This window comes from Nonomuraea angiospora, from assembly GCF_014873145.1.
Classification (GTDB): Bacteria; Actinomycetota; Actinomycetes; order Streptosporangiales; family Streptosporangiaceae; genus Nonomuraea; species Nonomuraea angiospora.
In genome coordinates, this window is record NZ_JADBEK010000001.1 from 2614836 (window position 1) to 2641752 (window position 26917).

Sequence of the window (26917 nt, forward strand, 5' to 3'; positions counted from 1 at the left end):
GAGGGTCAGGACTCGCGAAGGAGCTCGTCGAGCAGTTCCGCGACCCGGCGTACGGCGGGCCCGCGGAGCAGGGAGTAGTGGTGCGCGTCGACCGGCTCCGCCCGAAGCCCGGGCAGGAACGGGCTCCAGCCGAGGTCGTGGCGGTTGGGCACGTCGTCGATGCCCATGCCGATCCCGCCGTTGAGCGGGGACGGCAGCGTGGCGCAGACGAGGAGGGTCCGGGTGCCGCCGCCGAGCCGGCGGGCCCGGTAATCGCCGAGGACGCGCAGGTGGCGGGTGAAGACCTCCAGCCGTTCCGCCGCCGAGTCGCGGGCGCCCAGCAGCCCTGCCCGCCGCAGCAGACTGGAGACCTCGCCCGGCAGGTCGGCCTCGGGCAGCGCCGCCAGGTCCGGCGGGCACAGGTTGAGGTCCGCGCCGCGGAACGCCTCCAGGGAGCGCAGGTAGCGGGCGGCCGCGTGCGCGTCGGGTCTCTCGGTGGGGAGCGGGCGGATCCGGTCGGGGACGTTCGAGTCCAGCATCACCAGCAGCTCGACCCGCTCGCCCGCCTCCGCCAGGCGGCAGGCCATGAGCTGGGCCAGGGTGCCGCCCATGGACCAGCCGCCGAGCGCGTACGGACCGGCAGGCTGCCAGGCGCGCACCGCCCGCACGTAAAGGTCGGCGAGGGCCTCCATGTCGCCGGGCGGCGAGATGCCGGCGAAGACGGGGTCGGTCAGGCCGACGACCGCACGGTCGGTGTCGAGCAGGCGGGCCAGCTCGGCATAACAGAGCACGTCGCCGCCGGACGGATGCACGAGGAACAGCGGGCGCGGGTGGGTGCCCTCCCGTAGCAGCAGGGTCACGTCGCCGTACGTGCTCTCCCATGCCGAGGGGTCGTCGGCCAGGCGGCGTACGTCGGCCACGTAGCGTTCGAAGGCGGCGGCGGCCTCGTCGGCAGGGAGCGCGGTCTCGGCCACGTCCCACTGCAGGAGCAACTCTCCGTGCTGGACGAACGCCTGGTGGTCAAGCCAGACCTGCGGCGTCTGGCTGACCCCGTAGACGGGGGTGCCGACCCAGTCCAGATCGTGGGCGTCGTCCAGGCCGAGGGCGCTGGTGAAGACGACGGGCGCCTGGGCCAGCCGCCCTGTGCGGGCCGACTGCTCGGCCAGCACGTCCAGGGCGGAGAAGTCGCGGTGGTCGAGATCCTGGAACAGCCTGCGCTGGGCCATCCTGGCGCGCTCGGCGAAAGTAGCCGGAGTCGCCCGGTCCACCTCGTGCAGCAGGAGCGAGGTGAAGTCGCCGACGACCTTGCCGACGTCGGGATGGATGCGCGGCCGGTCGAACAGGGTGAGGTTGACGCAGAACCGGTCGCTGCCCGACCAGGCGTGCAGCGCGTCACCGTACGCGGCGAGCAGCGCGGCGGTGGGGGTGACCGCGTGGTCGGCGGCCCGCCGCTTGAGCCGCTCCCAGACCTCGGCGGGCAATGTGGCGCTGCGTCTGGCGAACCTCGGGGCCGCCGCGTCGCCGTCCCGCACGGGCAGCGCGGGCGGGCCCGGCAGGTCATCGAGCCTGGCCCGCCAGTACTCGGCCGCCGGTCCGGACGCTCGCTCCTCCATGGCGCGTACGCAGGCCGCGAAATCCGTGCCGATCGGGGGCAGGTCCGGGCCGCCGTCGTGCTCGTAGAAGTGCCTCAGTTCCCGGTCCAGCAGCAGGTAGCTGGCGGTGTCGCAGACCAGCACGTCCACGCCGACGAACAGGCGGACGGTGCCCTCGGGCAGCTGGGCGGCGCGCAGCTCGACCAGCGGCCAGCGGTCGGGGCGCGGCGCCCGGTGCGACAGCTGTTCCCTGAGCGCAGCCAGCCGGGCCGCCGGATCGGCGTCCTCGCGCAGGTCGTGCACCCGGATGCGGTATTCGGGCACCCGGTCCAGGATCCGGTTGCGGCCCTCGGGGGTGATGACGGCGCGCAGCATCGGGTGACGGGCGATGACCCGGTTCCACGCCCGCTGGTATCGCGGGATGTCGAGATCGGGGCAGTCGTATTCGAGGTAGAAATGGCAGGCCGTGCCGCCGTGGCGGTACCCGCCTCCGCCACCGACCCAGTACGCGTGCTGCACCCGGGTCAGCGGGAAGTCGGTCTCCCCCGTCCAGGCGGGTTCCGAGACCTGGCCTGGGCCCCCGGACACGCTGTCCGGCAGAAGTTGGGCGAGCGCGGTCACCGTCGGCCTGGCCAGCAGGTCGCTCAGCCGCAGCGGCACACCGTGGTCGTCGGCCAGCCGGGCCAGCATGCGGGTGGCCAGCAGGGAGTGCCCGCCCAGCGCGAAGAAGTCCGCCTCTTGGTCGGTCACGGGGAAGCCGAGCAGCTCGGACCATAGGGCGGCCACGAGCCGCTCCGCCGGACGCCAGTCACCACTGTCTCCCTCCGAGCTCGCTTCCCCGGAGTCCGGTGCCGCGGCGTCGAAGGCCAGGCGTGCGGCCAGGTCGGCGGGTGACACGGCCACCACGGGCGGCGCGCTGCCGTCGGCCACGGCCGCCAGGATCCGGTCCAGGGCTCCCATGCCGTCGACGGCGCCGACGGAGTGCGCAGAGGCGACTGTGCGTTCCCGTCCGGCCGGGCCGACCCGCCATCCGTCCCAGGCCACGCTGACCCACCGGGTACCGGTACCGGCTCCCGTCTGCTCGGCGACGGCGTCGAGCGCGCGGTTGGCCGCCGCGTACGGGCCGAGGCCGAGCCCGCCGACGGCGGCGGTGACCGACGACATCAGCAGCACGGCACGCGGTCTGACCTGCTCGGGCAGCGCGTCGATGGCCTCCCGCAGCGCGACGGCCGCGCCGACCTTGGCGCGGGCGTGCGCGTCGGCGACGTCGACGCCGGCCTCCCGCAGCGGCCCGATCCCGGCGGAGGCCACCACGCCGGCGCCGTGGACGACGAGGTCGAGCCGCCCGTGCCGGCGCGCCACGCCGTCGAGGAGCGCGCGGGTCGCCGCAGGGTCGGCGGCGTCCGCGACCTCGATCTCCACTTCCAGCCCGAGCCCGGCCAGCCGCCGGAGCCAGGCCGCCCGCTCGGCGTCCCTGCTGTCGGGAGCGGCCTGCGCGGGGACCCCGGTACGGGACGTCAGGACTACCTTGACCCCCTGACCGGCCAGGTGCTCTGCCATCGTGAACCCGACATCGCCCAGTCCGCCCAGGATGACCGCCACCGAACCCCGGCGGGACCCGCCCGGGGCCGCAGCAGGCCGCCAGGGCGCGAAGGAACGCAGCCACCGAGTCCCACCTCGCACGGCGATCTCCGCGGCGGTGGGTCCCGGCTCGGCCGCGCTCCCGGGCTGCCTGGTCTGGGCGGCGGCGAGGTCGGCGGCCTCGGCGACCACGGCGCGCACGTCGACAGGACCGTGTGAGAGGTCGAGGGAGCGCCAGGTCAAGCCTGGGCTCTCCTGGGCGAGGACGCGTGGCAGCGCGCGCACCGCCGCCGCTGCCGGGTCGAGCATGTCGGAGCTCTCCACCCGTTCGCCCCCGGCGGTGGCCAGCAGCAGGCGTCGCGGCGGGTCAGGGTGGGAGGCAAGCAGGGCGGCGAAGTCCGCGAAGCCGACGACGGCATCGCGGACCCGATCGTCAAGGCTCTCGCCCTGGTCCTGGCGATCGAGGACGTAGACGGCTCCAGCACAGCTCGCGCCGGGGAAATCTGCGGCGGTGACGGGCTCGGCCCCGGCCCGCGCGAGGGTGTCCGCCAGCTCGGCGGACCCGCCGACGACCAGCCACCACTCGCCGTCCGGGAACCGGGGAGCCGGAGCCGGGACCGCCCGGTGCCACACCGGGATCTGCAGCGGGTCCCCGGTGTACGGCACCGGCGCCGCTGTCCGAGCGGGCGGGTCGATCCACAGGCGACGGCGCTGGAACGGGTGGCCGGGCAGGACGACGCGGCGACGTCCCGGCCGGTGCAGGACTGCGGCGTCGAGTGGCACGCCGTGCGTCCACAGTTGTCCGGCGGCCGACAACGCGACGGTCCGGTCATGCTGGTCCTCGCCGGGCGCCGGGAAGGTGGCCAGGACGGCGCGCAACGCGGGCAGGCCTTGGCGGCGGGCGGCGGTGACCAGTCCGCTGCCGGGTCCGACCTGGACGAGCACGGTAGGCGACTCCCCCACGGCCGTCCGCACCGCACGGGAGAAGCGCACGGTGGAGCGCAGGTGCCGTACCCAGTGCTCGGGATCGAACAGCACGTCGCCCGCCCAGTCCCCCGTGAGCGTGGTCACCAGCGGCACCGTCGGCTTCTGCGGCGAAAGACGTTCGGCGGCCCGGCGCAGCGCGGGCACGACGGGCTCGATGAGCCGCGAATGGGCGGCGGCGTCCAAGTGCAGCCGCGTGGCGTCGACGCCTTCCGCGCGCAGCTCCTCATTGAGGCGTTCCACCGCCTCGGCCGGCCCTGAGAGCACGCACGAGTCGGGGGCGTTCACGACAGCCAGGTCGAGGTCGGGGTGGCGGCCGAGCAACCTGACGACCGCTTCCTCTGGCAGGGACACCGCGAGCATCGCTCCCGCAGCCATGGCCATGCCGGTCGACCGGACCGCCACCAGGGACGCCGCGTCCTCCATCGACAGCGCGCCCGAGACCACGGCCGCCGCGTACTCGCCGAGGCTGTGGCCGAGCACGACGTCCGGCAGGATGCCCCACGACTCCAGCAGCGCAGCGGTGGCCACGCTGATGGCGAACAGCGCGGGCAGCCCGATCCCGGGGTTTCGGGCGGCGGTCCGTGCCGCCGGGTCGTCGCGGCGGGCGAGGATCAACTCGCGCACGTCAGCGCCCAGGAGCGGTGCCAGCGCCTCGGCGCACCCGTCGACGGTCTCGGCGAAGACCGGCTCGTCACCGTAGAGGCCGGAGCCCATGCCGGCGTACTGCGCGCCACCGCCGGGGAAGGCGAACACGACCCGGGGCGCGGTCTCCGGCACGGTGACGGGTACTGCGGCGCGCAGCGCGCCGGCGATGTCGGAAGGGGCGGTGACGGCCGCCGCGAGGCGGTGGGCAAACGCTTTGCGTCCGGTGTGCAGCGTGTACGCGGCGTCGGCGACATCCTGCGGCTCGGAGGCCACGAGCTCCTCGGCGGCCTGCGTGAGCCCCGGGGCGGAGCGAGCCGAGACCAGCAGCAGCTGAGGCCGGTCGTCCGCCGGGCTCGGCGGGCGGGGCGGAGCCTCTCCGAGGACCACATGGCAGTTGGTGCCGCCGATGCCGAACGCGCTGACGCCGGCGTACCGGGGCCCCTCCCACGGCTGGGTCGCCACCGCCACCTCGAACGGCGAGCCGTCCAGCTCCAGCGCCGGATTGAGCGGCTTGGCACCGAGCGAAGCCGGGATGACGCCATGGTGGACCGCGAGCACAGCCTTGACGAACCCCGCGATGCCGGCCGCGGAGTTGGCGTGCCCGATGTTGCCCTTGACCGAGCCGAGCGCGCACCACGCCGGTCCCTCCACTCCGAACACCTTGCGCAGCGCGCCCACCTCGACGGCGTCGCCCAGGCGGGTGGCAGTGCCGTGCGCTTCGACGTACCCGATGGCGCGAGGCTCGACCGCGGCGACGGACAGCGCCTCCGCGATGACCCTGGCCTGCCCACGCACCGAAGGGGCGGTGAAGCCGACCTTGTCCGCGCCGTCGTTGTTGACCGCCGAGCCGAGCATGACAGCCAGCACCTCGTCACCGTCGGCGAGCGCGTCGTCCAGGCGGCGCAGCACGACGGCTCCCACGCCCTGGGAGAAGACGATGCCGCTGCCCTCCGCCGAGAACGGCCGCACCCGGCCGTCTGCGGAGAACATCGCGTCGGGCACGTGCAGGTAGCCGTGCCCCTGGGGGACCGTCAGCGACACCCCGCCCGCGAGCGCGGTGTCGCACTCGCCGTTGAGCAGCGCCTGCGCGGCGAGGTGCACGGCGACCAGGGAGGTCGAGCACGTGGTGTTGATCGCGAGCGCCGGCCCGGTGAGCCCCAGCCGGTATGCGACGTGCAGCGGCAGGTAGTCGCCGACGGTGGCCATCGCCGTCTGCAGGCTGCCGACCGGATCGGCGCCGCCGCCCGTGGGGTCGTAGCGGTGGTGCAGGTTGGCCATGAGATAGGAGCTGTGCGCGGCCCCGGCGTAGACGCCGACCGTGCCCGCGCCCGCGCCACCCCCGTGACCGGAGGACTCCAGCGCCCGCCAGCAGCACTCCAGGAAGAGCCGCTGCTGCGGGTCGGCGAGCGCGGCCTCGGCCTCGGTCATGCCGAACAGGTCGGGGTCGAACAGATCCTGGCCCTCGATCAGCCCTCCGACCGGGACGTATCCCGGACTGCTGAGCAGAGCCGGGTCCACGCCCCTGGCCGGCAACTCGGTCCGGTCGAAGCGGACCAGGCCCTGCCTGCCCTCGACCAGCATGCGCCAGAACGACTCCACGTCAGGCGCGCCGGGAAAGCGGCAGTCGAGGCCGACGACCGCGATGGCGGTGCTCAACGGGACACCTCCTCGGCGTGCGCGCGGGCCCGCAGCCGCGACCCGCGAGCCGTCGACGGGTCCACGTCGTAGGCAGGCTCTGAGTCCGCGACGCGGGCAGGCTTCGGTGGCGCCGTGCGGCGGGCGATGTGGGCCGCCAGGGCGCGGGCCGTGGGCCGTTCGAAGAGATCCACGACGGAGAGTCCGGGAGCCAGCCGGCGCAGCTCTCGGTGGGCCATGACAAGAGTGATCGAGGTGGCCCCGAGGTCGAAGAAGGTGGCGTCGGGATCGACGGGGTGACCCAGCAGTTCCTCGAAGACGGAGGCGACGGACCGCAGCACCTCAGGATCAGCCGGGGCACCGCTCTCGCCGCCGGGTCCACGCGGGCCGTCTGGCCCGGTGGGTGCGGGCTCCGGGTCCGAAGTCCGGAACGTCGCGGAGGGCTCCAACACACCCGGGCGTATCGTCAAGACCAACTCGAGGCCGCGTTCCTGGGCCTCGCGAAGGACCCGCGCCGCCCAGTCCGCCAGGTCCCGCGAGCCATCCGACCGCACGTCCACGTGCTCCTCAGCGGCTTTCTCGGCGGCGGGACGGCTCGCTCGCGTGTACGGGTCGGGCAGGGCGGCATGGTCCACCTTGCCGTTGGCCGTGACCGGCAGCCGGTCCAGGATCACCAGCCGGGCGGGAACCATGTACGCCGGCAACCGCTCCCGCAGGGCCGCGGTCAGCCGTTCCTCGGACAGCGACTCCTTCCCGACCACGTACGCGACCAGCCTCGGCCGCCCGTCCGACCCGCGGACCGTGGCCGCGACGCACGCTCTGACCCCCGGCTCGCGGGCCAGCACGGCCTCGATCTCGCCCAGCTCGATCCGGTGCCCACGGATCTTGACCTGCCGGTCCACCCGGCCGAGGAACTCGATCGTGCCGTCCGGCCGCCACCGGCCCAGGTCACCAGTGCGGTACAGCCGCTCGCCGAGCCGCGGGTGCACGGCGAACCTGACCGCGGTCTGCTCGGGGTCCCCTAGGTAGCCGCGGGCCAGCCCGTCACCGCCGATGTACAGCTCCCCCGGCTCGCCCAGCGGCACCGGCACGCCGTCCTCGTCAAGGATGCGGAAGCTCTGCCCTCGGAGCGCTCGCCCGTACGGGATGCTCTTCCAGGCCGGGTCCACCTCCTCCACCGGATAGGAGATCGACCAGATCGACGCCTCGGTGGCGCCGCCCAGGCTGTACAGGCGGGCCTGGGGCGCGAGCGCGCGCAGCCGTTCGGGGAGGGTGACCGGGATCCAGTCGCCGGACAGCATCACCAGCCGCAGCGAGCGCAACTGGCGGCGGGCCGCGTCCGGGTCCAGCTCGGCGTACTCGACGAGCATCTCCAGCAGCGCGGGCGCGGTGTTCCACACGGTGACGCCGTGCCGCTCGGCCAGCTCCAGCCAGTGCTCCGGGTCGCGCTGGCGGGCCGGCTCCGGCAGCACCAGCGCCCCGCCCGCGCCCAGGACTCCGAAGACGTCGAAGACCGACAGGTCGAAGCTGAGCGCGGACAGCCCCAGCACGCGGTCACGGTGGTCGATCCCGAACCGGTCGACGATGTCGTCCACGGTGGTGCGGGCCGCCCGGTGCTCGATGGCGACGCCCTTGGGCGTTCCGGTGGAGCCGGAGGTGAAGATCGCGTATGCCAAGTCGCCAGGCGCGGGTCGTTCCAGGACCTGGCCGTTGACCGGGGACAAGTGGTCGCCGACCCGATGAACGGTCACGCCGTCGGGCCAGGTGACCGGGCCGCCGTCGGCGGCGATCGCGTGCGCGACGCCCGCCTGGTGACACACGGAGGCCACCCGGGCGGCGGGCCAGGACGGCTCGACGGGCACATACCAGGCGCCCGCGGCGGCGACCGCCAGGACAGCGGTGATCTGATCGAACCCCTTGTCGAGGGCAACGGCGACCGGTTCGCCCGGCTTGACCCCCGCCGCCAGCGTGCCAGCCGCCTCCGCCAGCTCGCCGTGCGTCATCGCGCCGCCAGGCCCTAGCAAGGCCGGGGCACCAGGGTCACGGCGGGCCGCCTCGGCCCACGGGTCGTCGAGCAGCGGTCCGGCTCCGGGGAACGGCACGCACTCCAGCGGCTCATCAGCGTGGAAGCCCGGATCGGCGGCCAAGGTCGCGGACGTCCAGGCGGCCGGGTCGGTCAACCTGCGCAGCAGGCGTACCTCGGCGTCGAGACATCCCTGGACCCACTCTTCGGGAAGCGCCGTCTCCACGGCGTCCCAGGCAATCCTCAGCGGCCCGCCGTCGTCGCGCACGATGTGGTCGAGCAGCACCTGCGGGGTCTGCGACACGCCGAACACCTCCTCCCCCAGCCAGGCCGTGGCCTCGTCATCGGCGAGCCCGACACCGCTGGTGAAGACGACCGGGTGAGCCGGCATGCCGCTCGTGCGTCCCGCCGCCCGCAGCGCCTCGACACCGGAGACGGCACGGTGCTCCAGATCGGTCCAGAACCGCTGGTTCACCTCGGTCGCCCATTCGGAGAAGGTCCACGGGCCTGAGAGATCGGGGACCGGGATGCCGACGAGGGCCGTCGTGGTGAAGTCACCCACCACGTCACGCAGTTCCGGACGGTCGGGGCGGTCGAAGAGTGTGACGTTCAGGCAGAAGGGGTCAGATGCGGCCCGCCGATGGAGGGTGAGAGCAAAGGCGGCGAGCAGCACGCCGGTCGGGCTGAGCCCATGCTCGGCCGCACGAGCCCGCAGCAGTTTCCATTCCTCGGCGGCGAGCCGGCCCTCGTACCGGGCGAACCTGGGCACGCCGACCTCCTCGATCGGCACGGCCAGCGGCAGCGTTGGCCCAGGCGGCAGGTCCGGCGCGCGTTCGGCCCAGTACGCGCCGGCCAGCGCCCGGCGCTCGCGTTCCTCAGGGTCCGACTCACGTTCCCTGACCACGGTGGGGAAGTCGGTCGCGCATGGCGCGGGCCGGGCGGCGGGGTCGGCGACCAGTTCGCCCCACTGGCGCATCACGAGCAGCCAGCTCGCCATGTCCAGCGCCAGGATGTCCATGCCGACGAAGAGCCGCGTCCGGCCGTCGGGCAGCAGCGCCGCGTGGATGTCGAACAGCGGCCAGACGTCGGTCGGGCGGAGCTGGTGGGACCGTTCCGCGCGCAGCCGGTCGAGCACCTGCCGGGCCTCTTCGGCGGACGCCTCCCGCAGGTCGGTGCGGCCGATGCGGTACGGCCCCGGCGACGCGAGTATGCGCTGCCTGCCGTCGTCGCCGACCACCATGCGCAACATGGGATGGTGCTCGACCAGCACGTTCCACGCCTGCTCCAGCCGATCCAGATCGGCTGGCCGGTCATCGGGACGGCGGTCGTACTCATGGAAGAAGAAGGTCGCGACGCCGCCCAGCGGGAACGCGGGATCCCGGCCCACCCAGTACGCGGACTGGGCGGCGGTAAGAGGAAAGGCGGCGTCCTCCGGCGTGACCCACCGCGCGATCGAGCGCGCGGACGCCTCACCCAGGAACGACGCGATGGGCAGGTCTGCCCCAATGCGCTCGTGCAGCCTGCGGCGCAACCGCACAGCAGTGAACGACTCCAGACCCAGCTCAGTGAGCCTGGCGTCCGCATCCACCTCCCCTTCCTCGATCCCGAGCACCTGCGCCACACACGAGACGACCTCGTCCAGCGACGGGCACGACACATCAACCAGCGGAAAAGGGGTCACCAGACCTCCACGAACGTGGGCGGGGGCATCGATGCGAGGGCCGACCAATCAGCCGATGTCATGTCTAACATCAACGAAAACGATTATCAACACCATTGTCATGATGTGAGGGATTCCCGCCCGCCTGTGCGGCACCCCTGCCGTGCAGGGGTGCCGAACCCCTGCACGCACGGCTGAGCAGGGGATCCGTGAAGCGATCAGGCGGTTCGGCAGCATTCGTTGATCAAGCTCTTGACCTTGCCCGTCCGCCAGATCGGCACGCTTCAATCCGTAGGTTCCGGGTTCGAACCCGGTCGCCCTACCGCTCTGACCTGCAGATTCACCCAGCCCCTGATCAAGAATCACGACGTGGGTCACACCTGGGACAAACCGACACCGTGGCACCTTTTCGGCGAAGCGCTCAGCGTGGCGGTCGGTTCGTGGGGCGACGCCGGAGCTGGATCGTCCGTTTCTGCAGCCTGTGACCTGGTGGCCAGGCTGGTCGACCAAGCCCGCGCCGAGGGCGTGGAGTCGGTCGGGGAGAACGGGCTGCCGGGCCGGCCGACCAAGCTTGTGCCGGAGTCCGCTCTCGAGGACGAGATCAGCGTGCCGCGCGATCGGGACGGCAGCTTCGATCCGAAGATCGTACGCAAGCGGCAGCGGCGGCTGTCCGGCGTCGCCGAGATGGTCATCTCGCCGGCCGTCAAGGGCCTGGCCATCGGAGAGATCTCCGCTCACCTGGCCGAGATCTACGGCGCCGAGGTGTCCAAGCAGCGCGACGGCCAGGTGGCCAACCGGCCCGTCTACGTGGCGATGGCGGTCACCGTGGACGGTGAACGCGACATCCTCGGGCTGTGGGCCGGCGGCGGCGGCGAGGCCGCCAAGTTCTGGCTGCACGTACTGACCGAGATCAAGAACCGCGGCGTCGGCGATGCGCTGATGGTGGCCTGCGACGGTCTGAAAGGGCTGCCGCAGACCATCGAAAGTACGCCGCTCGCCAGCGCTGGGACGCCATCGCCAAAGCCCTCAAGCCCGTCTACACCCGCGCCTACCGAGGCGGCCGCGCTGGAGCGGTTCCTGGAGTCTGGGGCGGCAGGTATCCGGCGATCGTGAAGTTGTGGGAGACGCCTGGGCGCCGGGCTTGCTCGTTTCAGGATGCGGCGGATCGTCGCACCGCTGAGTGCTGACTTCGAGCACCGGAAGGCACGAGGCGGAGACCTCTCCAAGCTCGGATGGAGCGACAGAGTCGTGGACCTACCGGTTCATCCACCACTCCGGGAAGCGCAGCTTCGATCGCGATTCCCCCGACGACACGATCTGGGCGCACGTTGAGCGCATCGCCGGACGCCGCCGACGCCGCGCCTCAACTGGCAGGCAAGCGCTCCGGCCGCTGTCACCCTGACGCGGAGCCAGCCGTGGCCCACACCGAGAAAATCACGGGGCGCCACGACATCGGCGGCCGTCTCCTCGCCGTGCAGATCACCACCTGGGCCGGCGACTCGCTGTAATCGAGAAGCCGGTCATAGACAACGGTTATAACCGCAGCTATTGGACCGCAGTGTCGCCTGCGGACGACCATGATGATCGATTCGGACCCACCGAGCGGAGAGACATCATGACCGAACAGCCGCAGCCGTCGAGACGGGCCATGCTCACGAGCGGCGCCATGGGCGCGGTGGCGCTGGCCGCCGGAGCCGTGGCCGCCGCCGCGCCCGCCTCGGCCAACACGCAGAACCCGCCCGCCCCTTCCACGGGCAAGGCCGACAGCCGCGGGCGCTTCGCCGGCAAGGTGGTGCTCATCACCGGCGCGACGTCGGGCATCGGACAGGCCACCGCGTACGAGATGGCCAGGCAGGGCGCGCGCGTGTTCTTCTGCGGGCGGCGGGAGGAACTCGGCCGGCGGCACGAGCGGGAGATCAGGGGGTTCGGCGGGGAGGCCACGTACATGCGGGCCGACGTGTCGAAGGAGGACGACGTGCGGGCGTTCGTGAGCGAGTGCGTACGCCGGTACGGGCGCGTGGACATCGCCTTCAACAACGCCGGCATCGAGAGCCCCAAGGCCTCGCCGCTCCACGAGCAGACGCTGAGCGACTTCGAGCAGGTCTGGCGCACGAACGCGGCCGGGGTGTTCCTGGCGATGAAGTACGAGATCCCGCACATGCTCCGGCAGCGTGCGGGGATCATCGTCAACACCGCCTCCATCTCGGCCGAGGTCGGCTTCGCGACGATCTCGCCCTACAACGCGAGCAAGCACGCGGTGGCGTCGCTGACCAAGGTGGCCGCGCTGGAGTACGCGGACAAGAACATCCGCATCAATGCGCTGGCCCCGGGCGCCGTGGACACGCCGATGCTGGAGCGGGCGGCGAAGGCGTTCGGAGTGACGTACAAGCAGATCGCGCAGGACTACCCGATCAAGCGGATCGTGCAGCCGCAGGAGATGGCGCGGGTGGTGATGTGGCTGGCCTCCGACGACGCCACCGCCGTCCTCGGCACCGACATCGACGCCTCCGGCGGCTACCTCACCGGCTGACACCGAAGCCGGTCGCGGCCGCCGAGCCATGACACGCCGTTGCCAGACCTCGCGCAAGGGCGTGTCCCCCGGCGGTCAGCTCACCGTCACGGATGCCAACGGCACGCTCCACGTCCGACCGGATCGTGTGTCGGGCAGGTAAAGATGATCTTTCGCCCTATTTTCCGGGTGATCCGCTTGGCTGGTCGTGATCTTGATCACCTACGTGAGGAGAGATGTGGACGTCCAGCACCCGTCACGGCGGCAAGCGTTGCGCGCCTCGCTTACGGCGGCCTCAGCCCTGGCGGCGACCCAGGCAGTCGCCACGCCTGCCCGACCGGACGCCCCGCAGGCGGTTCCGGGAGGCCAGTACGCCCGCAACGTCGAGCTCGTCGGATACACCGACATGGACCACAGGCCGGCCTTCAAGATGGCGATCCGCCGGGTGGGCAACCGGTGGTACCTCTACACCGGCCACTTCTGGGACTCGGGCTGGAGCGTCGTGGACGTCACCGACCCGCGGCGGCCGGAGGTGGTGGCGTTCGTGCCAGGGCCGAAGGACACCTGGACACTGCAGGTCGATCTGCACGGCGACATCATGGTGACGGCGCTGGAGCAGATCTTCCCCAACTTCGGCGGCGATCCCGAGGCCGGCTTCGAGGAAGGGATCTACATCTGGGACATCAAGGATCCCGTACGCCCGCGCCGGCTCGGCCACTACCGGACCGGTGGAACCGGCACGCACCGCAACCTCTACCCGGGGGGCCGCTATGTGCACGTGGCAGCGGGCGCGCCGGGATTCCGGGGCAACATCTACACCATCGTCGACATCGAGGACCCGGCCCGGCCCAGGGAGGTCAGCCGCTGGTGGGTGCCGGGCCAGCGTGACGACGAGCAAGGCCCGCCGCCGGCCGAACGGCCGCACACGCACGGCTTCTGCTGCGCCAACAGCGCCGACGTGTCCCTGCACGGCCCCCCGTACGTCGCCGGCGACCTGGCCTACCTCCCCTACGGCGCGGCCGGGCTCATCGTGCTGGACATCTCCGACGTGACCACGCCCGTACCCGTCGGCGGCCTGAACTTCAGCCCGCCCTTCCACTCCCGTTTCGGCGTGCACGGCGTGTTGCCGGTCCCGGACAGGAAGATGGCGTTCGCCAACTCCGAGGACGTCTCCTACGGCAAGGGAGCCGCTCCGCACGCTTCGATCGTGGACATCTCCGACCCGGCGCACCCGTGGCTGTTGTCCCTGTTCCCCACGCCCGAGCCGCCGCCGGGAGCACCGTACCCGGACTTCTCGAGCAGGGGCGGCTGGAGCGGCCCGCACAACATCAACCACCACCAGCACCATCCCGACGTGCAGCGCCAAGGCGACCTCTTCTACATCGCGCACTTCAACGCCGGGCTACGGGTCTACGACGTGTCCAATGCCCGGCTGCCCCGCGAGGTGGGCTACTTCGTGCCACCGGACCCCACCCGCAGGTACGGCCCGATGCCCGAAGGCCGGCTCGTGGCGCAGACGGAGGACGTCGTGGTGGACCGGCGCGGCTACATCTACATCTCCGACAAGAACCAGGGCGTCCATATCCTGCGCTACACCGGCTGACGAAGCATCGAGTGGACCACCGGGTCGTGCAGGCTCTCTTGTGCGTCTTTTTGCATGGAACAGCGGGGTCGGGAACGACGATCATCTGGTGTGCTACTCAGCAATCGTGCCGTCTTCGCCAGCTCCGACCTCGACGAGGTCCGCGGCGAGGTCGCCAAGGTGTTCTGCCCGCACCGGCTGGACCTGGCCGGGGACGCGGACCTGCTGTCGGCCCGGTTCAACTCCGTCCAGCTCGGCTCGGTCCGCGTCAGTTACCTCGACTACGGGGCCGACGTGCACATCGAGCCAGGCGACCTCGACACGTTCTTCCTGGTCATGATCCCGCTCGCCGGGCGCAGCCTGATCCGCGCCGGCGACAAGGAGATCGTCTCGACCCCGTCGCTGGCCTCGCTGGCCTCGCCGACCCGCCACCTCGACATGCGCTGGGCCGCCGGCTGCCCGCAGTTGGTGGTCAAGTTCGAGCGCACCTCGATCGAGCGCTCGCTGGAGCAGATGCTCGGCGAGCAGCTCGACGGCCCGGTCGTCTTCGACCCCGGCATGGACCTGACGACGGGCTGGACCCGGTCCTGGCGGGACATGGCCGACCTGCTCGTCAGGGAGGCCGAGCGTGACGACGGCCTGACCGGCCATCCGCTGGCCATCGCGCACCTGGAGAACGCGCTGATCACCCTGCTGCTGACCATGCAGCCCTCCAACTACCTGGAGCGGCTGACGGCGCCCAGGCCGCCCGCGCTGCCGAAGGTCGTGCGCCGGGCGATGGAGTTCATCGAAGGGCACGCGCACCTCCCGCTCACCACCACCGACATCGCCGGCGCCGTCGCGGTCAGCAGCCGCTCTCTGCAGGAAGGTTTCCGCGCGCATCTCGGGCTGACCCCCATGGCCCACCTCAGGCAGGTACGGCTGGCGCGGGTGCACGACGAGCTCAGGACGGCCGACCCCGCCAGGGCCACGGTGACCACGGTGGCCGCCCGATGGGGCTTCCTGCACCAGGGACGTTTCGCCGCCCAGTACCGCGACAGGTACGGGCAGCCGCCGTCGGAGACGTTGCGCAGGGGTTCCGCGTCAGGTGGATGAGATCCGCGCTCAGTGGATGGCTCGGGCGGACGCGCCGGCCGTACCTTCGGTGTCAGGCGCCGATCGCAACCTCCACTCCTGATACCGAAGGGACCCACCACCATGCGCGACATCCTCATCGTCGGTGCCGGTCAGGCCGGCCTCCACCTGGCCATCGGCCTGCTCCAGCACGGCTACGACGTCACCGTGGTCTCCAATCGCACCAGCGAGTCCATCCGCGACGGCCGGGTGATGTCCGGCCAGGCCATGTTCGGCACCGCGCAGGCTCACGAGCGTGAGCTCGGCCTGGACTGGTGGGCCGACGTCTGCCCGCCCATCGAGGGCATCGCGCTCACGGTTCCGAGCCCGGAGGGAGGCAAGGCACTCGACTGGGCGGCGCGGCTGGACGTCCCGGCCCGTTCGGTCGACCAGCGGCTGAAGATGCCGGCCTGGATGGGCGAGTTCGAACGGCTCGGCGGCAAGCTCGTCCTGCACGACGCCACCCCGGAGGACCTGGAGAGCTATGCCGCCCGGTACGACCTGGTCCTCGTCGCCGCTGGGAAGGGACAGATCGCCTCGCTCTTCGAGCGGGACCCCTCGCGCTCCCCGTACGCCGCTCCGCAACGCGCGCTGGCGGTCACCTACGTCAACGGTCTCGCCCCCCGCCCCGATCACTCGGCGGTCTGCTTCAACCTGCTCCCCGGCGTGGGCGAGTACTTCGTCTTCCCCGCGCTCACGCACGGCGGCCCCTGCGAGATCATGGTGTTCGAGGGCGTGCCGGGCGGTCCCATGGACTGCTGGGGCGACGTGCGCGGCCCCGCGGAGCATCTGGCGCGCAGCCGCCAGATCCTGGAGACCTTCTTCCCGTGGGAGGCCGAGCGCTGCGCCGGGATCGAGCTCACCGACGCCAACGCGGTCCTGACCGGGCGCTTCGCCCCCACGGTCCGCCGTCCTGTCGCCGTTCTGCCCTCCGGCGCACCGGTGCTCGGCGTCGCCGACGTCGTGGTGCTCAACGACCCGATCACCGGGCAGGGCAGCAACAACGCCGCCAAGTGCGCCGCCACCTACCTGCGGGCCATCGTGGAACGGGGCGCGCAGCCGTTCGACGCGGGCTGGATGCGGCGGACCTTCGAGCTCTTCTGGACGCAGGCCCAGCATGTCACGAACTGGACCAACGCCCTGCTGGCGCCGGCCGAACCCCACCACCTGGCGCTCCTGGGCGCCGCCGGACAACGTCCGGAGATCGCCTCCCGCTTCGTCAACGGCTTCGACGACCCGGCCGACTACGCCGACTGGTTCATGGACGCCGGCCGAGCCGAGGCCTACCTGAGCAGGACCGCGGCATGAGATCGCTGCGTGAGGCCTTCGGGCAGTTCGCGACCGGGGTGGCGGTGATCACGACGGTGACCGCCGACGGGGAGCGGGCCGGCGTGACCGTCAACTCCTTCACCTCGGTCTCGCTCGATCCGCCGCTGGTTCTCTGGTGCCTGTCGAACCGGGCGCCCAGCGCGCCGCTCTTCCTGCGGGCCGGGCGGTTCGCCGTCAACGTCCTCGCCGCCGACCAGGACCACCTGTCCAGGCGCTTCGCCACGCCCTCGGCCGACAAGTTCGCCGGGGTGGAGCTGCTCGGCGCGCCCCTGCCGATACTCGCCGGGACGCTGGCCAGTTTCGTCTGCCGTACGGAGCGCGTCCACGACGGCGGCGACCATCACATCTTCGTCGGGGCGGTGGAGCGCTACCAGCGGGCCGAAGGGGAGCCGCTCGTCTTCCACTCCGGCCGCTACCGGGAGTTCTGGCCCGACCTGGCCATCGGCGAGGGCCGCGTGGCCAGCCGTGCCTGAAGACCCCGGCCGGGACGAGCCGACCGTCAGGAGCATGGCCATGGGGTCTCACTCGCGGCGTGCCACCCAGTCCGCCACTTTGGCGACGGGCGAGGTGGTCACGCGGCCCCCGGCCGTCTCCTGCCGGTCCGCCTCCCGGTACGCCGCGTACATCCCTCTCACCCCCAGCCACCGCAACGGCTCGGGCTCCCACCGGCGGACCCTCCGCCCCACCCACGGCAGGCCCGTCAGCTCCGTCTCGTCGCCCAGCACCAGATCACGCAGGGTACGGCCGGCGAGGTTGGTGGTGGCCACCCCGTGCCCCACGTAGCCGCCCGCCCAGCCGAGGCCGGTGCGCCGGTCGAGCCCCGCCGTCGAGCACCAGTCGCGCGGCACCCCGAGCACGCCCGACCAGGCGTGCGCGATCCCCGCACCGAGCGTGGCGGGAAGCAGCCGCGCGAGCGCGTCCCGGAGTTGGCGCACCGTGGAGGCGTGGGTGCGCCCATCGGAGTCGGTCCTGGACCCGAACCGGTACGGGCGCCCGCGACCGCCGATCGCGATCCGGCCGTCCGCGGTGCGTTGCGCGTAGATGTAGGCGTGGGACATGTCCCCGAGAAGCTCTTCACCTGCCCACCCGATCCGGTCCCAGACCTGGTCGGGGAGCGGCTCGGTGACGATCAGCGAGGAGTTCATGGGGAGCCACGTGCGCCGCTCCCCGGCCAGGCCCGCCGTGAAGCCCTCGGTCGCCCTGATCACGTACGAGGCGCGGACCGTCCCGTACGGCGTCTCGGCCGTGTGCGGCGCGATCCGCGTCACCGGCGTGGACTCGTGGATCGGCACGCCGAGACGCTCGACGGCCCGCGCCAGCCCCCGCACCAGCTTGGCCGGTTGCAGGCGGGCGCAGTGGGGTGTGAAGGACGCGCCGAGTGCGCCCGCGACGCCGATCCTGGCGACCGTCTCCTCGGCGTCGAGCAGCACCACGTCGTCGTCCCACGCCTGTGCGGCGTTGACCTGCGCGCGGAGCCTGGGCAGCTGAGCGGGCGCGTGCGCGACCCTGAGCATGCCGTTCTTGACGATGTCGGCCTCGATGTTCTCGGCCGCGGCGACCGCGATGATCTCATCCACGGCGGCGTTCATGGCTCGCTGGAGGCGGATGACGCCCTGGCGCCCGTGGGTGGCGGCGAAGCGGCGGCGCGAGCCGGCCAGGGCGGCGGTGATCCAGCCGCCGTTGCGCCCGGAGGCGCCGTAGCCGGCGAACTCACGCTCCAGGATCACGATCCGCAGCCCGGGGTCGGCCTTCTTCAGGTAGTACGCCGTCCACAGGCCGGTGTAGCCCGCGCCGACCACGCACACATCGGCCTCGGTGGACCCGTCGAGCGGCGGGCGCCTGGCCGGAAGTCCGATCTCGCGGTACCAGTGCGAGACACCTCCGTTGAGCGTCACAGTGCCGCCTCCACGGCGGGGGCGGCGACGCGTACCCGCCCGATGAGCAGGCCGGCCAGCGTGAACACGTAGAACAGCGCGGTCACCAACGCGACCGGCCAGTACTGGCCGTCCGTCCACTCCAGCGACGCCGTGGCGAACAGCGGCACGAGCCCGCCGCCGATGGCCCCGGCGAGCTGGTACGACAGCGACATGCCGGTGTAACGGACGCGAGGCGCGAAGAGTTGGGCCACGTAGGCGGCGCCGACGGAGTACGTGGCGGTCACGCCGATCAGGCCGACGCCCACGCCCACGCAGAGCCAGAACGTGCTGCCGGTGCCGAAGAGCCAGAACGGCGGCACCGCCCACACGAGCCCGGCGACCGCGCCCCACGCGATGACCTTGCCCTTGCCGTACCGGTCACCCATGGAGGCGAAGACGAACATGAGGGCCGCCTCCACGGCGGCGGCCACGATCTGCCCGGCCAGCGCGGCCGACTTGGGCAGCCCGAGCTGGGTCGTGGTGTAGGCGAGCATGAACGTGGTGAGCACGTAGTAGGCCACGAAGCCGCCGACGAAGATAGCGAGCCCGACCACGATCTGCCGCCACGACGTGCGCAGGCACTCGACGATCGGCAGCGCCTCGGAGCGGGCGGAGCGCTCGAAGTCCGGCGTCTCCTCGATCTTCATGCGCACGGCGAACCCGACCACGACCAGCGCGATGGACACGAGGAACGGCACCCGCCACCCCCATGCCTCGAACTGGCCGGCGCTCAGCACCCCGTTCAGCACCGCGAACATGGTGGTCGCGAGGAGCAGCCCGACCGGCGAGCCGATCTGGGCGAACGCGCCGAAGAACGTGCGCCGCCCCCGCGGCGCGTGCTCGACGGAGATCAGCGCCGCGCCGCCCCACTCGCCGCCCACCGCCAAGCCCTGGACGAAGCGCAGGAGGACCAGCAGCAGGGGCGCGAGCGTGCCGATGGTCTCGTGCGTGGGCACGCAGCCGACCAGGAATGTCGCGCCGCCCATCATGAGCAGCGTCCAGACCAGCGACTTCTTGCGTCCGATCCGGTCGCCGAAGTGGCCGAACACGATCGCGCCCAGCGGTCTGGCGACGTAGCCGACGGCGTAGGTGGCGAAGGCGGACAGCACGCCCGCGACCGGGGACAGCGTCGGGAAGAACAGCTTGTTGAAGACCAGCGCGGAGGCGGTCGTGTAGATGAAGAAGTCGTACCACTCGATGCTGGTGCCGAGCGCGGACGCGAGCGCGACCCTGCGCATCTGCGGTGATGTGGTCATTGGGGGGTCTCCTTCACGGGCTCGTTCACGATCAGGCCGTCCCGCAGGTCGGCCTCGCGGCGCACGGCCGGGCGTTCGGCCGGCGGGCCGTAGCCTCCGCCGCCGCCGGTGCGCAGGCTGACCCGCTCGCCCGCGGCGAGCGTGACCGCGTCGATGTGGGACAGCCGTTGTACGGTTCCGTCGGATCTGGTCACCTCGAGCCCGCCGGTGGCGCCGTCGCCGCCGCCGAAGAGGCCGCGGGCGCCGTAACGGTGCCGGTCGGAGTAGGCGGAGAAGGTCACGCCGTCCCTGGTGGCCTCGTACGTGCGGACGAAACCGAGGCCGCCGCGGTTGCGCCCGTCGCCTCCCGAGCCGGGGATGAGCGCGAACTCCGTCACCCTGAAATGCGAGTAGTCGATCTCCAGCGCTTCGACGGGAGCGCTGGCGCAGTTGGAGATGGGGTTGTCGAGCGCGTCCGCGCCGTCGCCCGCCGCTCCGGCGCCCCAGCCGCCGCCGAGCACCTCCAGCACCACCTCGTACTGGTGGCTGTGGGGGTCGAGGTAGCTGAGGGCCGCCGCGCTGGTCGTGTCGTAGCCGGTGGCGACGACCCGGTCGGGCAGCGCCTCGGCGAGCGCTCTGATGACGGCGTCGAACGCGCGGCTGGCCGGAGTGAGCCGGGCGCGCACGGCGGCGGGCGCGGCCGGGTTGAGTATGGACCCGTACGGCGCGCTCACCCTGATGGGCCGGTTGCAGCCTTCGTTGAACGGGATGTCCTTGTCGCGCAGCAGGCCGCGGATCGCGCTCTGCACGGAGGAGACCGTCGAGGCGAACGGGCAGTTCAGGTTGGCCGGCACCTGCGGGTCGGTCCCGGTGAAGTCGACCTCCAGGTCGGAGCCCCGCACCCGGACCGCGACCCTGACGTGGTGCCGGTCGCCGCCCCAAGTGGAGGCGTCGATGATCTCCTCGGCCGTGTAGTCGCCGTCGGGGATCTCCGCGATGGAGTCGCGCAGCCGCCGCTCCGCGTAGTCCTGCAGCTCGTCCATCACGGCGGCGGTCAGCTCGTGGCCGTGCCTGGCGACCAGTTCGCGCAGTCGTTCCGCGGCCACGTTGTTGGCCGCGAACTGCGCGTTGAGGTCCCCGACCACCAGGTCGGGCACGCGTACGTTGAGCCGGAAGAGCTGCTCCACGAAGCCGCCGTGCCAGTCGCGCGAGACCGAGAACGGCCGGCCCGGCAGGCGGATGCCCTCCTGGTAGACCTCCCTGGCCTTGATGGTCAGTCCGGGCTCGCCGCCGCCGATGTCGACGTGGTGCGCCACGCTCGCCGCGAAGCCGGCCAGCGTGCCCTCGTGGAAGATCGGCGTGAACAGGTAGATGTCCTGCAGGTGCTGGCCGCCGCGGAAGGGGTCGTTGTAGAGGATCGCGTCGTCGCCGGTCAGCGCCGCGGGGTCGATCTCGGCCAGCACGGCGGCGATGGCGTGCGAGATGCCGGCGGTCATGATGGGGATGGCCTCGGCCTGGCTGACCACGTTGCCGCGCGGGTCCACGAGGGCCACGGCGTAGTCGCGGGCCTCGCGCACGACGGAGGAGAACGCGGCCCGCCGCAGGTTCGCCGCCATCTCGCGCGGGATGGCCGCCAGGGCGGTGCCGACGATGTTCAGGGTGATGGGGTCCACGGTCATGTCAGGCTTCCCTGGTGAGCAGGAGGTTGGTGGCGGGGTCAACGGTGGCCGTCCAGCCTGGGGGCACGTACGTGGTGGCGGTTTCCTCCTCGACCACCGCCGGCCCCTCGGCCGTGAAGCCGGGCGGGAGCGACGCCCGCCACAGGAAGGCGCAGCTGCGCTCCTCGCCGCCGATCACGACCGGCAGGTCCTCGCGGCGCGCGGGCCCTTCCACCGGTACGGCGGGCAGCGCGGTGTCCTCGCGCGGCACCCTGAGCGTCAGCCGGTACGTCACCACCTGGACGGCCTTGTCCGGCGTGCTGTGACCGTACCTGAGCGTGTGCGCCTCGTGGAACAGGCCCGCCGCCTCCCCGGGGGACACACCCTGCGGCACCTGGACGGTGAGCTCGAAGCCCTGACCCCGGTAGCGCAGGTCCAGCTCGTACTCGGCGACCACGCCTCCGAGGTCGACGCCCTGGGCGGTGATCTCCTTCCCGGCCTCGGCCAGCAGCTCGGCGAACACCTCGTCCAGCTCCTGCGGTGCCAGCCCGTCCAGGTCCGCGACGCGGGTGACCGCGAAGCGGCGCTGGAAGTCGGAGCTGAGCAGCCCGTACGCGGACATGAGCCCGGCGTGCGGCGGGACCAGCACGGACGTGATGCCCAGCTCGTCGGCGACCGCGGCGGCGTGCAGAGGGCCGGCGCCGCCGTAGGCGACCAGCGTGTGGTCGCGCGGGTCGTGGCCGCGCTCGGTGGACACGAGCCTGATGGCGCCGGCCATGGCGACGTTGGCGATGCGGAAGACGTCCTCGGCGAGCTGGGCGGGGATCCGTTCGAGCTCCGCGGCCAGGGGCGTCAACGAGGAGATCGCCGCCTCGGGGTCCAGGGCGTGCCGGCCGCCGAGGAAATGGCCGGGGCGGATGAGGCCACGGGTGACGTTCGCGTCGGTGACCGTGGCCGCGGCGCCGCCCCTGCCGTAGCAGGCCGGGCCCGGATCGGCGCCCGCGCTGCGCGGACCCACCTGGAGCATGCCGCCGGGGTCGAGGCCGACGATGCTGCCCCCGCCCGCGCCCACGGTGGCGATGTCCACCATCGACAGCTTGACCGGGATCCGGTCGATCATCGACTCGGTGGTGATCTGGGGGCGACCGCCGGTGACCAGGCAGACGTCGGTGCTGGTGCCGCCCATGTCCATGGTGACGATGTCGGCGAAGCCCGCGGCGGCGGCCACCGCGACGGCGCCCGCCACCCCGGCGGCCGGGCCGGAGAGCAGGACGTGGATCGGCCGCCGCCGCACGTACGCGGCGGGCACGACGCCGCCGTTGGACTGCATCATCGACAGCTCGCCCATGCCGCGATCGGCGAGGGAACGTTCCAGGCGGCTGAGGTAGCCGTCGACGGTCGGCTTGACGAAGGCGTCAACGGTGGTGCTGCTGGCCCGCTCGTACTCGCGGAACTCGGCCACGACCTCGCTGGACAGCGACACGTCCAGGGCGGGCGCGACCTCCGCGGCGATCTCGCGTACCCGCTGCTCGTGGGCGGGGTTGCGGTAGCTGTGCAGGAAGCACACGGCGATCGAGGTGACGCCGAGCCCGGCCAGCTCGGCCACCGCGTCGCGTACGGCCGGCTCGTCGAGCGCCAGCAGCGGCTTGCCCGTGGCGTCGAGCCGCTCGGGCACCTCGCGGACCAGCTCGCGGCGGACCAGCGGACGCGGCTTGCGGTAATGCAGGTCGTACATCACGTCCCTGTCGTGCCGCTGCAGCTCCAGCACGTCGCGGAAGCCCTGGGTGACGATCAGGCCCAGGCGCGGCCCCTTGCGTTCGAGCACGGCGTTGGTCGCGACGGTCGAACCGTGCAGGAGCGGCGCGCCGGTGAGGTCCACGGCCTCCAGGCGGGAGATGGCCTCCAGCACCGCGACCGAAGGGTCGGACGGGGTGGAGAACACCTTTCCCGTGGCCGCGAGCCTCCCGGCGTCGTCCAGCAGCACCAGGTCGGTGAAAGTGCCGCCACACTCCACACCAAGTCTCATCGCGTTCCTCCCTGTTGAATGGAGAAACGGTCACATAGGCCACTATCTGCGGCAATACGTCGTTTAACCTATGGAGATGCCGCACGCGCCGAGATATGAGGGCACGCCCCGCCCCGCCAAGGTCCCCCCTGGAGGGCCGGCCGAGGGCATGGCCGAGCCTGGGATGGCGCGGGTCTCCCCCGACGGCGAGATCCAGCCGCTCGACCGCATCGGGGCCGACCTGCGCGGGCGGCCGGTCCTGGCGCGCGCCGCGACCGCGTTGCTGCGCTCGGGACGCGACGCGGTCACATTCCTGCTGGTCGAGGGGGACGAGCTGTGGACGCACGCCTCCATGACGGTGGCGTGGGAGACGGGTGACGTGGTGGTCTCCGCGGCGGACGTGCCACCTCCGTTCGGGCTGACGCCGCGGGAGCTGGACGTGCTGACGCTCATGGCGGGCGGGCTCACCAACACCGCCGTGGCGCGTTATCTCGGCTCGAGCCCGCGTACCGTGGCCAAGCAGGTGGAGAGCGTGCTGGCCAAGCTCGGGCAGGCCACGCGCGGCGGGGTCGCGGCGTTCGCGGTGGACCACGGGCTGCTGAGGCTGCCGGTTCCCCACGGGTGCCCGGAGCTGACCGCGCTGGCGGTGGGCGCGGTGGACCGGCTGATGCGTTCTCCCGGACCGCTGCCGAGCTTCACCACCACCGGGGTGGCGCGGCGGCGGGCGGTCTCGCCATTCGAGATCGGGCTGCTGCTGCCGCTGGTCGGCGGGTCGAGCGACGACGGCGAGCAGATGCGGCGCGGGGCGGAGCTGGCCGTGGAGGAGCTGAACGCGCGCGGCGGCGTGGCGGGCCGGCCGGTGCGCACGCATGTGAGCGCGGTGGACGCCCTCGACGCGGACTCGGTCTCCGCCGGGCTCGCCGAGCTGGCCGCCCGGGAGGTGCCGGCCATCGTCGGCGGCTACCTGCTGACCGACGAGCGGGCCTCGTACGAGATGGCGGCCGACTACGGCGCCCCGTACCTCAACATCGGCACCAGCGACCTGCAGGCCGGCTGGGTGCGGCAGGAGCCGGACCGGTTCGGCCGGATCTTCCAGACCGGCCCGACGCGTGCCAACTACGGCAAGGGCTTCGCCCGTTTCCTGCGCGGTCTGCGGCTGCGCAGGCGCAGCGTCGGCTTCGTGGAGACGACGATGCCGGACACGCAGGCGTTCAACGAGGAGACGGCGCGGCTGGTGGAGCAGGCGGGGCTGGCCATCGACTTCGTGGTCCGGCTGACGCCTCCCTACCGTGACTGGAGCCCGGCCCTGGCCGCGATCCGCGCGCACGCGCCCGGCGCGGTCATGGTCACCCACCACCTGGCCGAACAGGCCGCGGCGTTCCAGCGCGCGTTCGCCCAGGAGCCCTCGCCGACGCTGGTGTACATGGTCTACACGCCCGCGGTGCCGCAGTACCTGGAGCTGGCCGGGCAAGCGGCCGAAGGCGTGGTGTGGGCGACGGTCTCGGGCCTGTACGGGGACAGCAAGGGACGGGCGTTCGCCGAGCGCTTCAGGGAGCGGTACGGCGCCTCACCCGGGAGATCGGTGGCCGGGGCGGCCTACGACCAGATCAACCTGCTGGCCCTGGCGTGGTCGGCGCACGGCCGCCCGCACGACTTCGGCCTGGTGGGCCGGGATCTGCGGACGATGGTGTATCGGGGGGTGAATGGCGCGTACGACCTGGACAGAGGCGGGCAGACGAGCGTGGCGTTCCCCGACGAGATCCTGGATCCGTCGCTGGGGCAGGCGCACCTGGTCTTCCAGATCCAGGATGGGGCGCACCGGGTCATCGGGCCGACGCCGTACGCGGAGGCCACCTTCCGCCGGCCCCCGTGGATGGTCGCATAGGCGCGGGTCGCCGACCCTGCTTGGCGGATGTGGCCGCCCGGTTGGCTGCCCGGTTGGCTGCTCGGTGCCCGGCCCGGCGCGGTTCGTCCAGTGCGGTGCGTGGTGTCGGCAGCGATGGTTGAGATCCGGTTCGTCGGGTGTGGTTATGTCCCCGGGGTGGTATCGCCGAGCGGGCCAGTGCTGGCAGCAACACCCAGCGGTGCGCCTGCGCCGACGGCAGTTCGGGCGGCGCCGTACCCGCCGCGCTGCCCGGACCGATCGCCTGTCTCGCGACGCGTCCGGCCCGGACAGCCGGACGCGAAGCTGAGGAGACGTCAGGAGATGGTGAGCGTGCCGTCCGTGTCGCGGGCGCACGTGACGATCGCGCGGGGCGCCGCGGCGAAGGCGCCGGTCAGGCACTGGCCGAGGACCGTGTGGCCCGCGGCGTTGGGGTGCCACGACTCCTGGCAGGTCTGGAAGTAGGTGACGCAGGTGTTCGCCGCCCGCTGGATACCGATCTTGTCCCAGCCGGACAGGCTTGTGATGAACGTGCCGGACGGCCCGTCCTGTACCCGGACCGGCGTCGCGAGCGCGCCCGCCGGGCTGCCGGGGTTCTCGCAGAGCCTGGCCCCGTCGAAAGCCCTCTGGACGTCCAGCACGCGCAGGTCGGCCGCCGGGCGTTCGGCTGCCAGCGTGGCATACGCGTTCTTGACCAGGGAGCCGAGGTTCTGGGAGAACACCTGCCCAGGGGCGAGGCTCGCACGGTGGATCGGGCACCCGGCGGCGTAGCGCTCGGCGCCGAGGGCGCGGAACTTGTCGCGGGTGTCGGTGCGGCCGTCCTCTTCGTGGTACTCCGGGGCGATGTCGGGCGGCAGCGGGTTGGTGTAGGTCTGCAGAATCACCTGGTGGGTGCCGTCGGCGTCGATCTCGGCGAGGGTGTCGAGGATCTGGCGCAGGGCCGCGGTGGTCTCGGTGGTGGCGGCGGCGACCTCGGCGTCGGTGGCCAGGTCCGAGGCGGTGCAGGGCCTCTGCGGCACCTCGCCCTTCAGATAGGCCCAGAACTCCCACCAGCCTGTCCAGGCGTCGGCGATGAAGCGGTTGGCGCACAGCGTGGCCACGTCGCCGAAGGTGAACTGGGTGTTGTTGGAGCCGAGGCCGACGAGGACGACGTCGATATCGTGCGTCTGGGCGAGGGCGCGCAGCTGATCGAGTTGCGAGGCGACGGCGCGGCCCTCGGGCCGGACGCTTGCGGGGTTGGCGATGTCGGCGGGCTGGGCGCCGGAGCAGGCGAGGTTGAAACGTTGCTGAATGCCCGGGAGCGACGCCGTGAACACCGAGGCGTTCGCCGACCGGTGACAGAAGTAGGCGTTGCTGTTGGCCGCCGACCAGCCGGGGAAGTCCTGTGCCGTACCCGAGGCGTCGACGACGGGCTGGTAGTCCCCCGCGCCCTCCCCGCTGACGAAGCTGTCGCCGAGCGCGACGGCGGCGGTGGGCAGAGCCGCCTGCGCCGGTCCACCCTGCACGACCTGGAGGCCCGCCGCGCTCACCAGGAGCATGACAGCCGCGGCGGCACGCTGAAGAAACCTCATAACCACCTCATTTCC

General features: G+C 72.2%; 13 protein-coding genes and 1 pseudogene. 7 read left to right on the forward strand and 7 right to left on the reverse strand.

Annotation, left to right across the window (positions count from 1 at the left end):
• Positions 1–5: 5 nt before the first annotated feature.
• On the reverse strand, positions 6–6440 hold the full coding sequence (locus tag H4W80_RS12015; RefSeq protein ID WP_225963378.1) for a type I polyketide synthase: 6435 nt from the start codon (positions 6438–6440) through the stop codon (positions 6–8).
• A complete protein-coding gene (locus tag H4W80_RS12020) occupies positions 6437–10123 on the reverse strand; it encodes a non-ribosomal peptide synthetase (protein WP_318786823.1) in 3687 nt (1228 codons plus the stop codon). The genes H4W80_RS12015 and H4W80_RS12020 overlap by 4 nt, the downstream gene beginning before the upstream one ends.
• Before the next feature lie 405 nt (positions 10124–10528).
• Between H4W80_RS12020 and H4W80_RS64505 the strand changes: the two are divergent.
• The 6 genes and pseudogenes from H4W80_RS64505 to H4W80_RS12050 all read left to right on the forward strand — a co-directional run.
• Positions 10529–11226 (forward strand): annotated as a pseudogene (locus tag H4W80_RS64505) (transposase); the annotation flags it as partial.
• Between the two features lie 491 nt (positions 11227–11717).
• Complete coding sequence (locus H4W80_RS12030; RefSeq protein WP_192785170.1) at positions 11718–12632, forward strand: SDR family NAD(P)-dependent oxidoreductase; 915 nt, start codon at positions 11718–11720, stop codon at positions 12630–12632.
• Between the two features lie 205 nt (positions 12633–12837).
• Positions 12838–14214, forward strand: a complete 1377-nt coding sequence (locus tag H4W80_RS12035; protein ID WP_225963380.1) for an LVIVD repeat-containing protein — start codon at positions 12838–12840, stop codon at positions 14212–14214.
• A gap of 90 nt (positions 14215–14304) precedes the next feature.
• Positions 14305–15288, forward strand: coding sequence for an AraC family transcriptional regulator (locus tag H4W80_RS12040; RefSeq protein ID WP_318786824.1), 984 nt, complete (start codon positions 14305–14307; stop codon positions 15286–15288).
• Positions 15289–15390: 102 nt separating this feature from the next.
• Positions 15391–16614, forward strand: a complete 1224-nt coding sequence (locus H4W80_RS12045) for a styrene monooxygenase/indole monooxygenase family protein (RefSeq protein WP_192785172.1) — start codon at positions 15391–15393, stop codon at positions 16612–16614.
• A complete protein-coding gene (locus H4W80_RS12050) occupies positions 16611–17108 on the forward strand; it encodes a flavin reductase family protein (protein WP_192785173.1) in 498 nt (165 codons plus the stop codon). Before H4W80_RS12045 ends, H4W80_RS12050 begins: the two co-directional genes overlap by 4 nt.
• Before the next feature lie 48 nt (positions 17109–17156).
• On the opposite strand, the gene H4W80_RS12055 is transcribed toward H4W80_RS12050, so the two are convergent.
• The 4 genes from H4W80_RS12055 to H4W80_RS12070 are packed head-to-tail and all read right to left on the reverse strand — an operon-like array spanning position 17157 to position 23470.
• Positions 17157–18530: an NAD(P)/FAD-dependent oxidoreductase gene (locus H4W80_RS12055; RefSeq protein WP_192785174.1), complete on the reverse strand. Its 1374-nt coding sequence runs from the start codon at positions 18528–18530 to the stop codon at positions 17157–17159.
• Complete coding sequence (locus H4W80_RS12060; RefSeq protein ID WP_192785175.1) at positions 18527–19807, reverse strand: MFS transporter; 1281 nt, start codon at positions 19805–19807, stop codon at positions 18527–18529. The genes H4W80_RS12055 and H4W80_RS12060 overlap by 4 nt, the downstream gene beginning before the upstream one ends.
• Positions 19804–21465, reverse strand: a complete 1662-nt coding sequence (locus H4W80_RS12065; protein WP_192785176.1) for a hydantoinase B/oxoprolinase family protein — start codon at positions 21463–21465, stop codon at positions 19804–19806. Before H4W80_RS12065 ends, H4W80_RS12060 begins: the two co-directional genes overlap by 4 nt.
• A gap of 1 nt (position 21466) precedes the next feature.
• Positions 21467–23470, reverse strand: a complete 2004-nt coding sequence (locus tag H4W80_RS12070; RefSeq protein WP_192785177.1) for a hydantoinase/oxoprolinase family protein — start codon at positions 23468–23470, stop codon at positions 21467–21469.
• Positions 23471–23546: 76 nt separating this feature from the next.
• Here H4W80_RS12070 and H4W80_RS12075 point away from each other — a divergent pair, with 76 nt between their 5' ends.
• Positions 23547–25334: an ABC transporter substrate-binding protein gene (locus tag H4W80_RS12075; protein WP_192785178.1), complete on the forward strand. Its 1788-nt coding sequence runs from the start codon at positions 23547–23549 to the stop codon at positions 25332–25334.
• A 314-nt stretch (positions 25335–25648) separates the two neighbouring features.
• Here the strand turns inward: H4W80_RS12075 and H4W80_RS12080 are convergent, their stop codons facing one another.
• Positions 25649–26902 (reverse strand): SGNH/GDSL hydrolase family protein, encoded by a 1254-nt coding sequence (locus H4W80_RS12080; protein WP_192785179.1) that lies wholly within the window; start codon positions 26900–26902, stop codon positions 25649–25651.
• Positions 26903–26917 lie beyond the last annotated feature (15 nt).

Bases quoted from the DNA above. Each gene is read 5' to 3' on its own strand.
- H4W80_RS12060 (WP_192785175.1), bottom strand. From the start codon at position 19,807: ATGACCACATCACCGCAGATGCGCAGGGTCGCGCTCGCGTCCGCGCTC.
- H4W80_RS12050 (WP_192785173.1), top strand. From the start codon at position 16,611: ATGAGATCGCTGCGTGAGGCCTTCGGGCAGTTCGCGACCGGGGTGGCG.
- H4W80_RS12045 (WP_192785172.1), top strand. From the start codon at position 15,391: ATGCGCGACATCCTCATCGTCGGTGCCGGTCAGGCCGGCCTCCACCTG.
- H4W80_RS12070 (WP_192785177.1), bottom strand. From the start codon at position 23,470: ATGAGACTTGGTGTGGAGTGTGGCGGCACTTTCACCGACCTGGTGCTG.
- H4W80_RS12080 (WP_192785179.1), bottom strand. From the start codon at position 26,902: ATGAGGTTTCTTCAGCGTGCCGCCGCGGCTGTCATGCTCCTGGTGAGC.
- H4W80_RS12030 (WP_192785170.1), top strand. From the start codon at position 11,718: ATGACCGAACAGCCGCAGCCGTCGAGACGGGCCATGCTCACGAGCGGC.
- H4W80_RS12075 (WP_192785178.1), top strand. From the start codon at position 23,547: ATGCCGCACGCGCCGAGATATGAGGGCACGCCCCGCCCCGCCAAGGTC.
- H4W80_RS12065 (WP_192785176.1), bottom strand. From the start codon at position 21,465: ATGACCGTGGACCCCATCACCCTGAACATCGTCGGCACCGCCCTGGCG.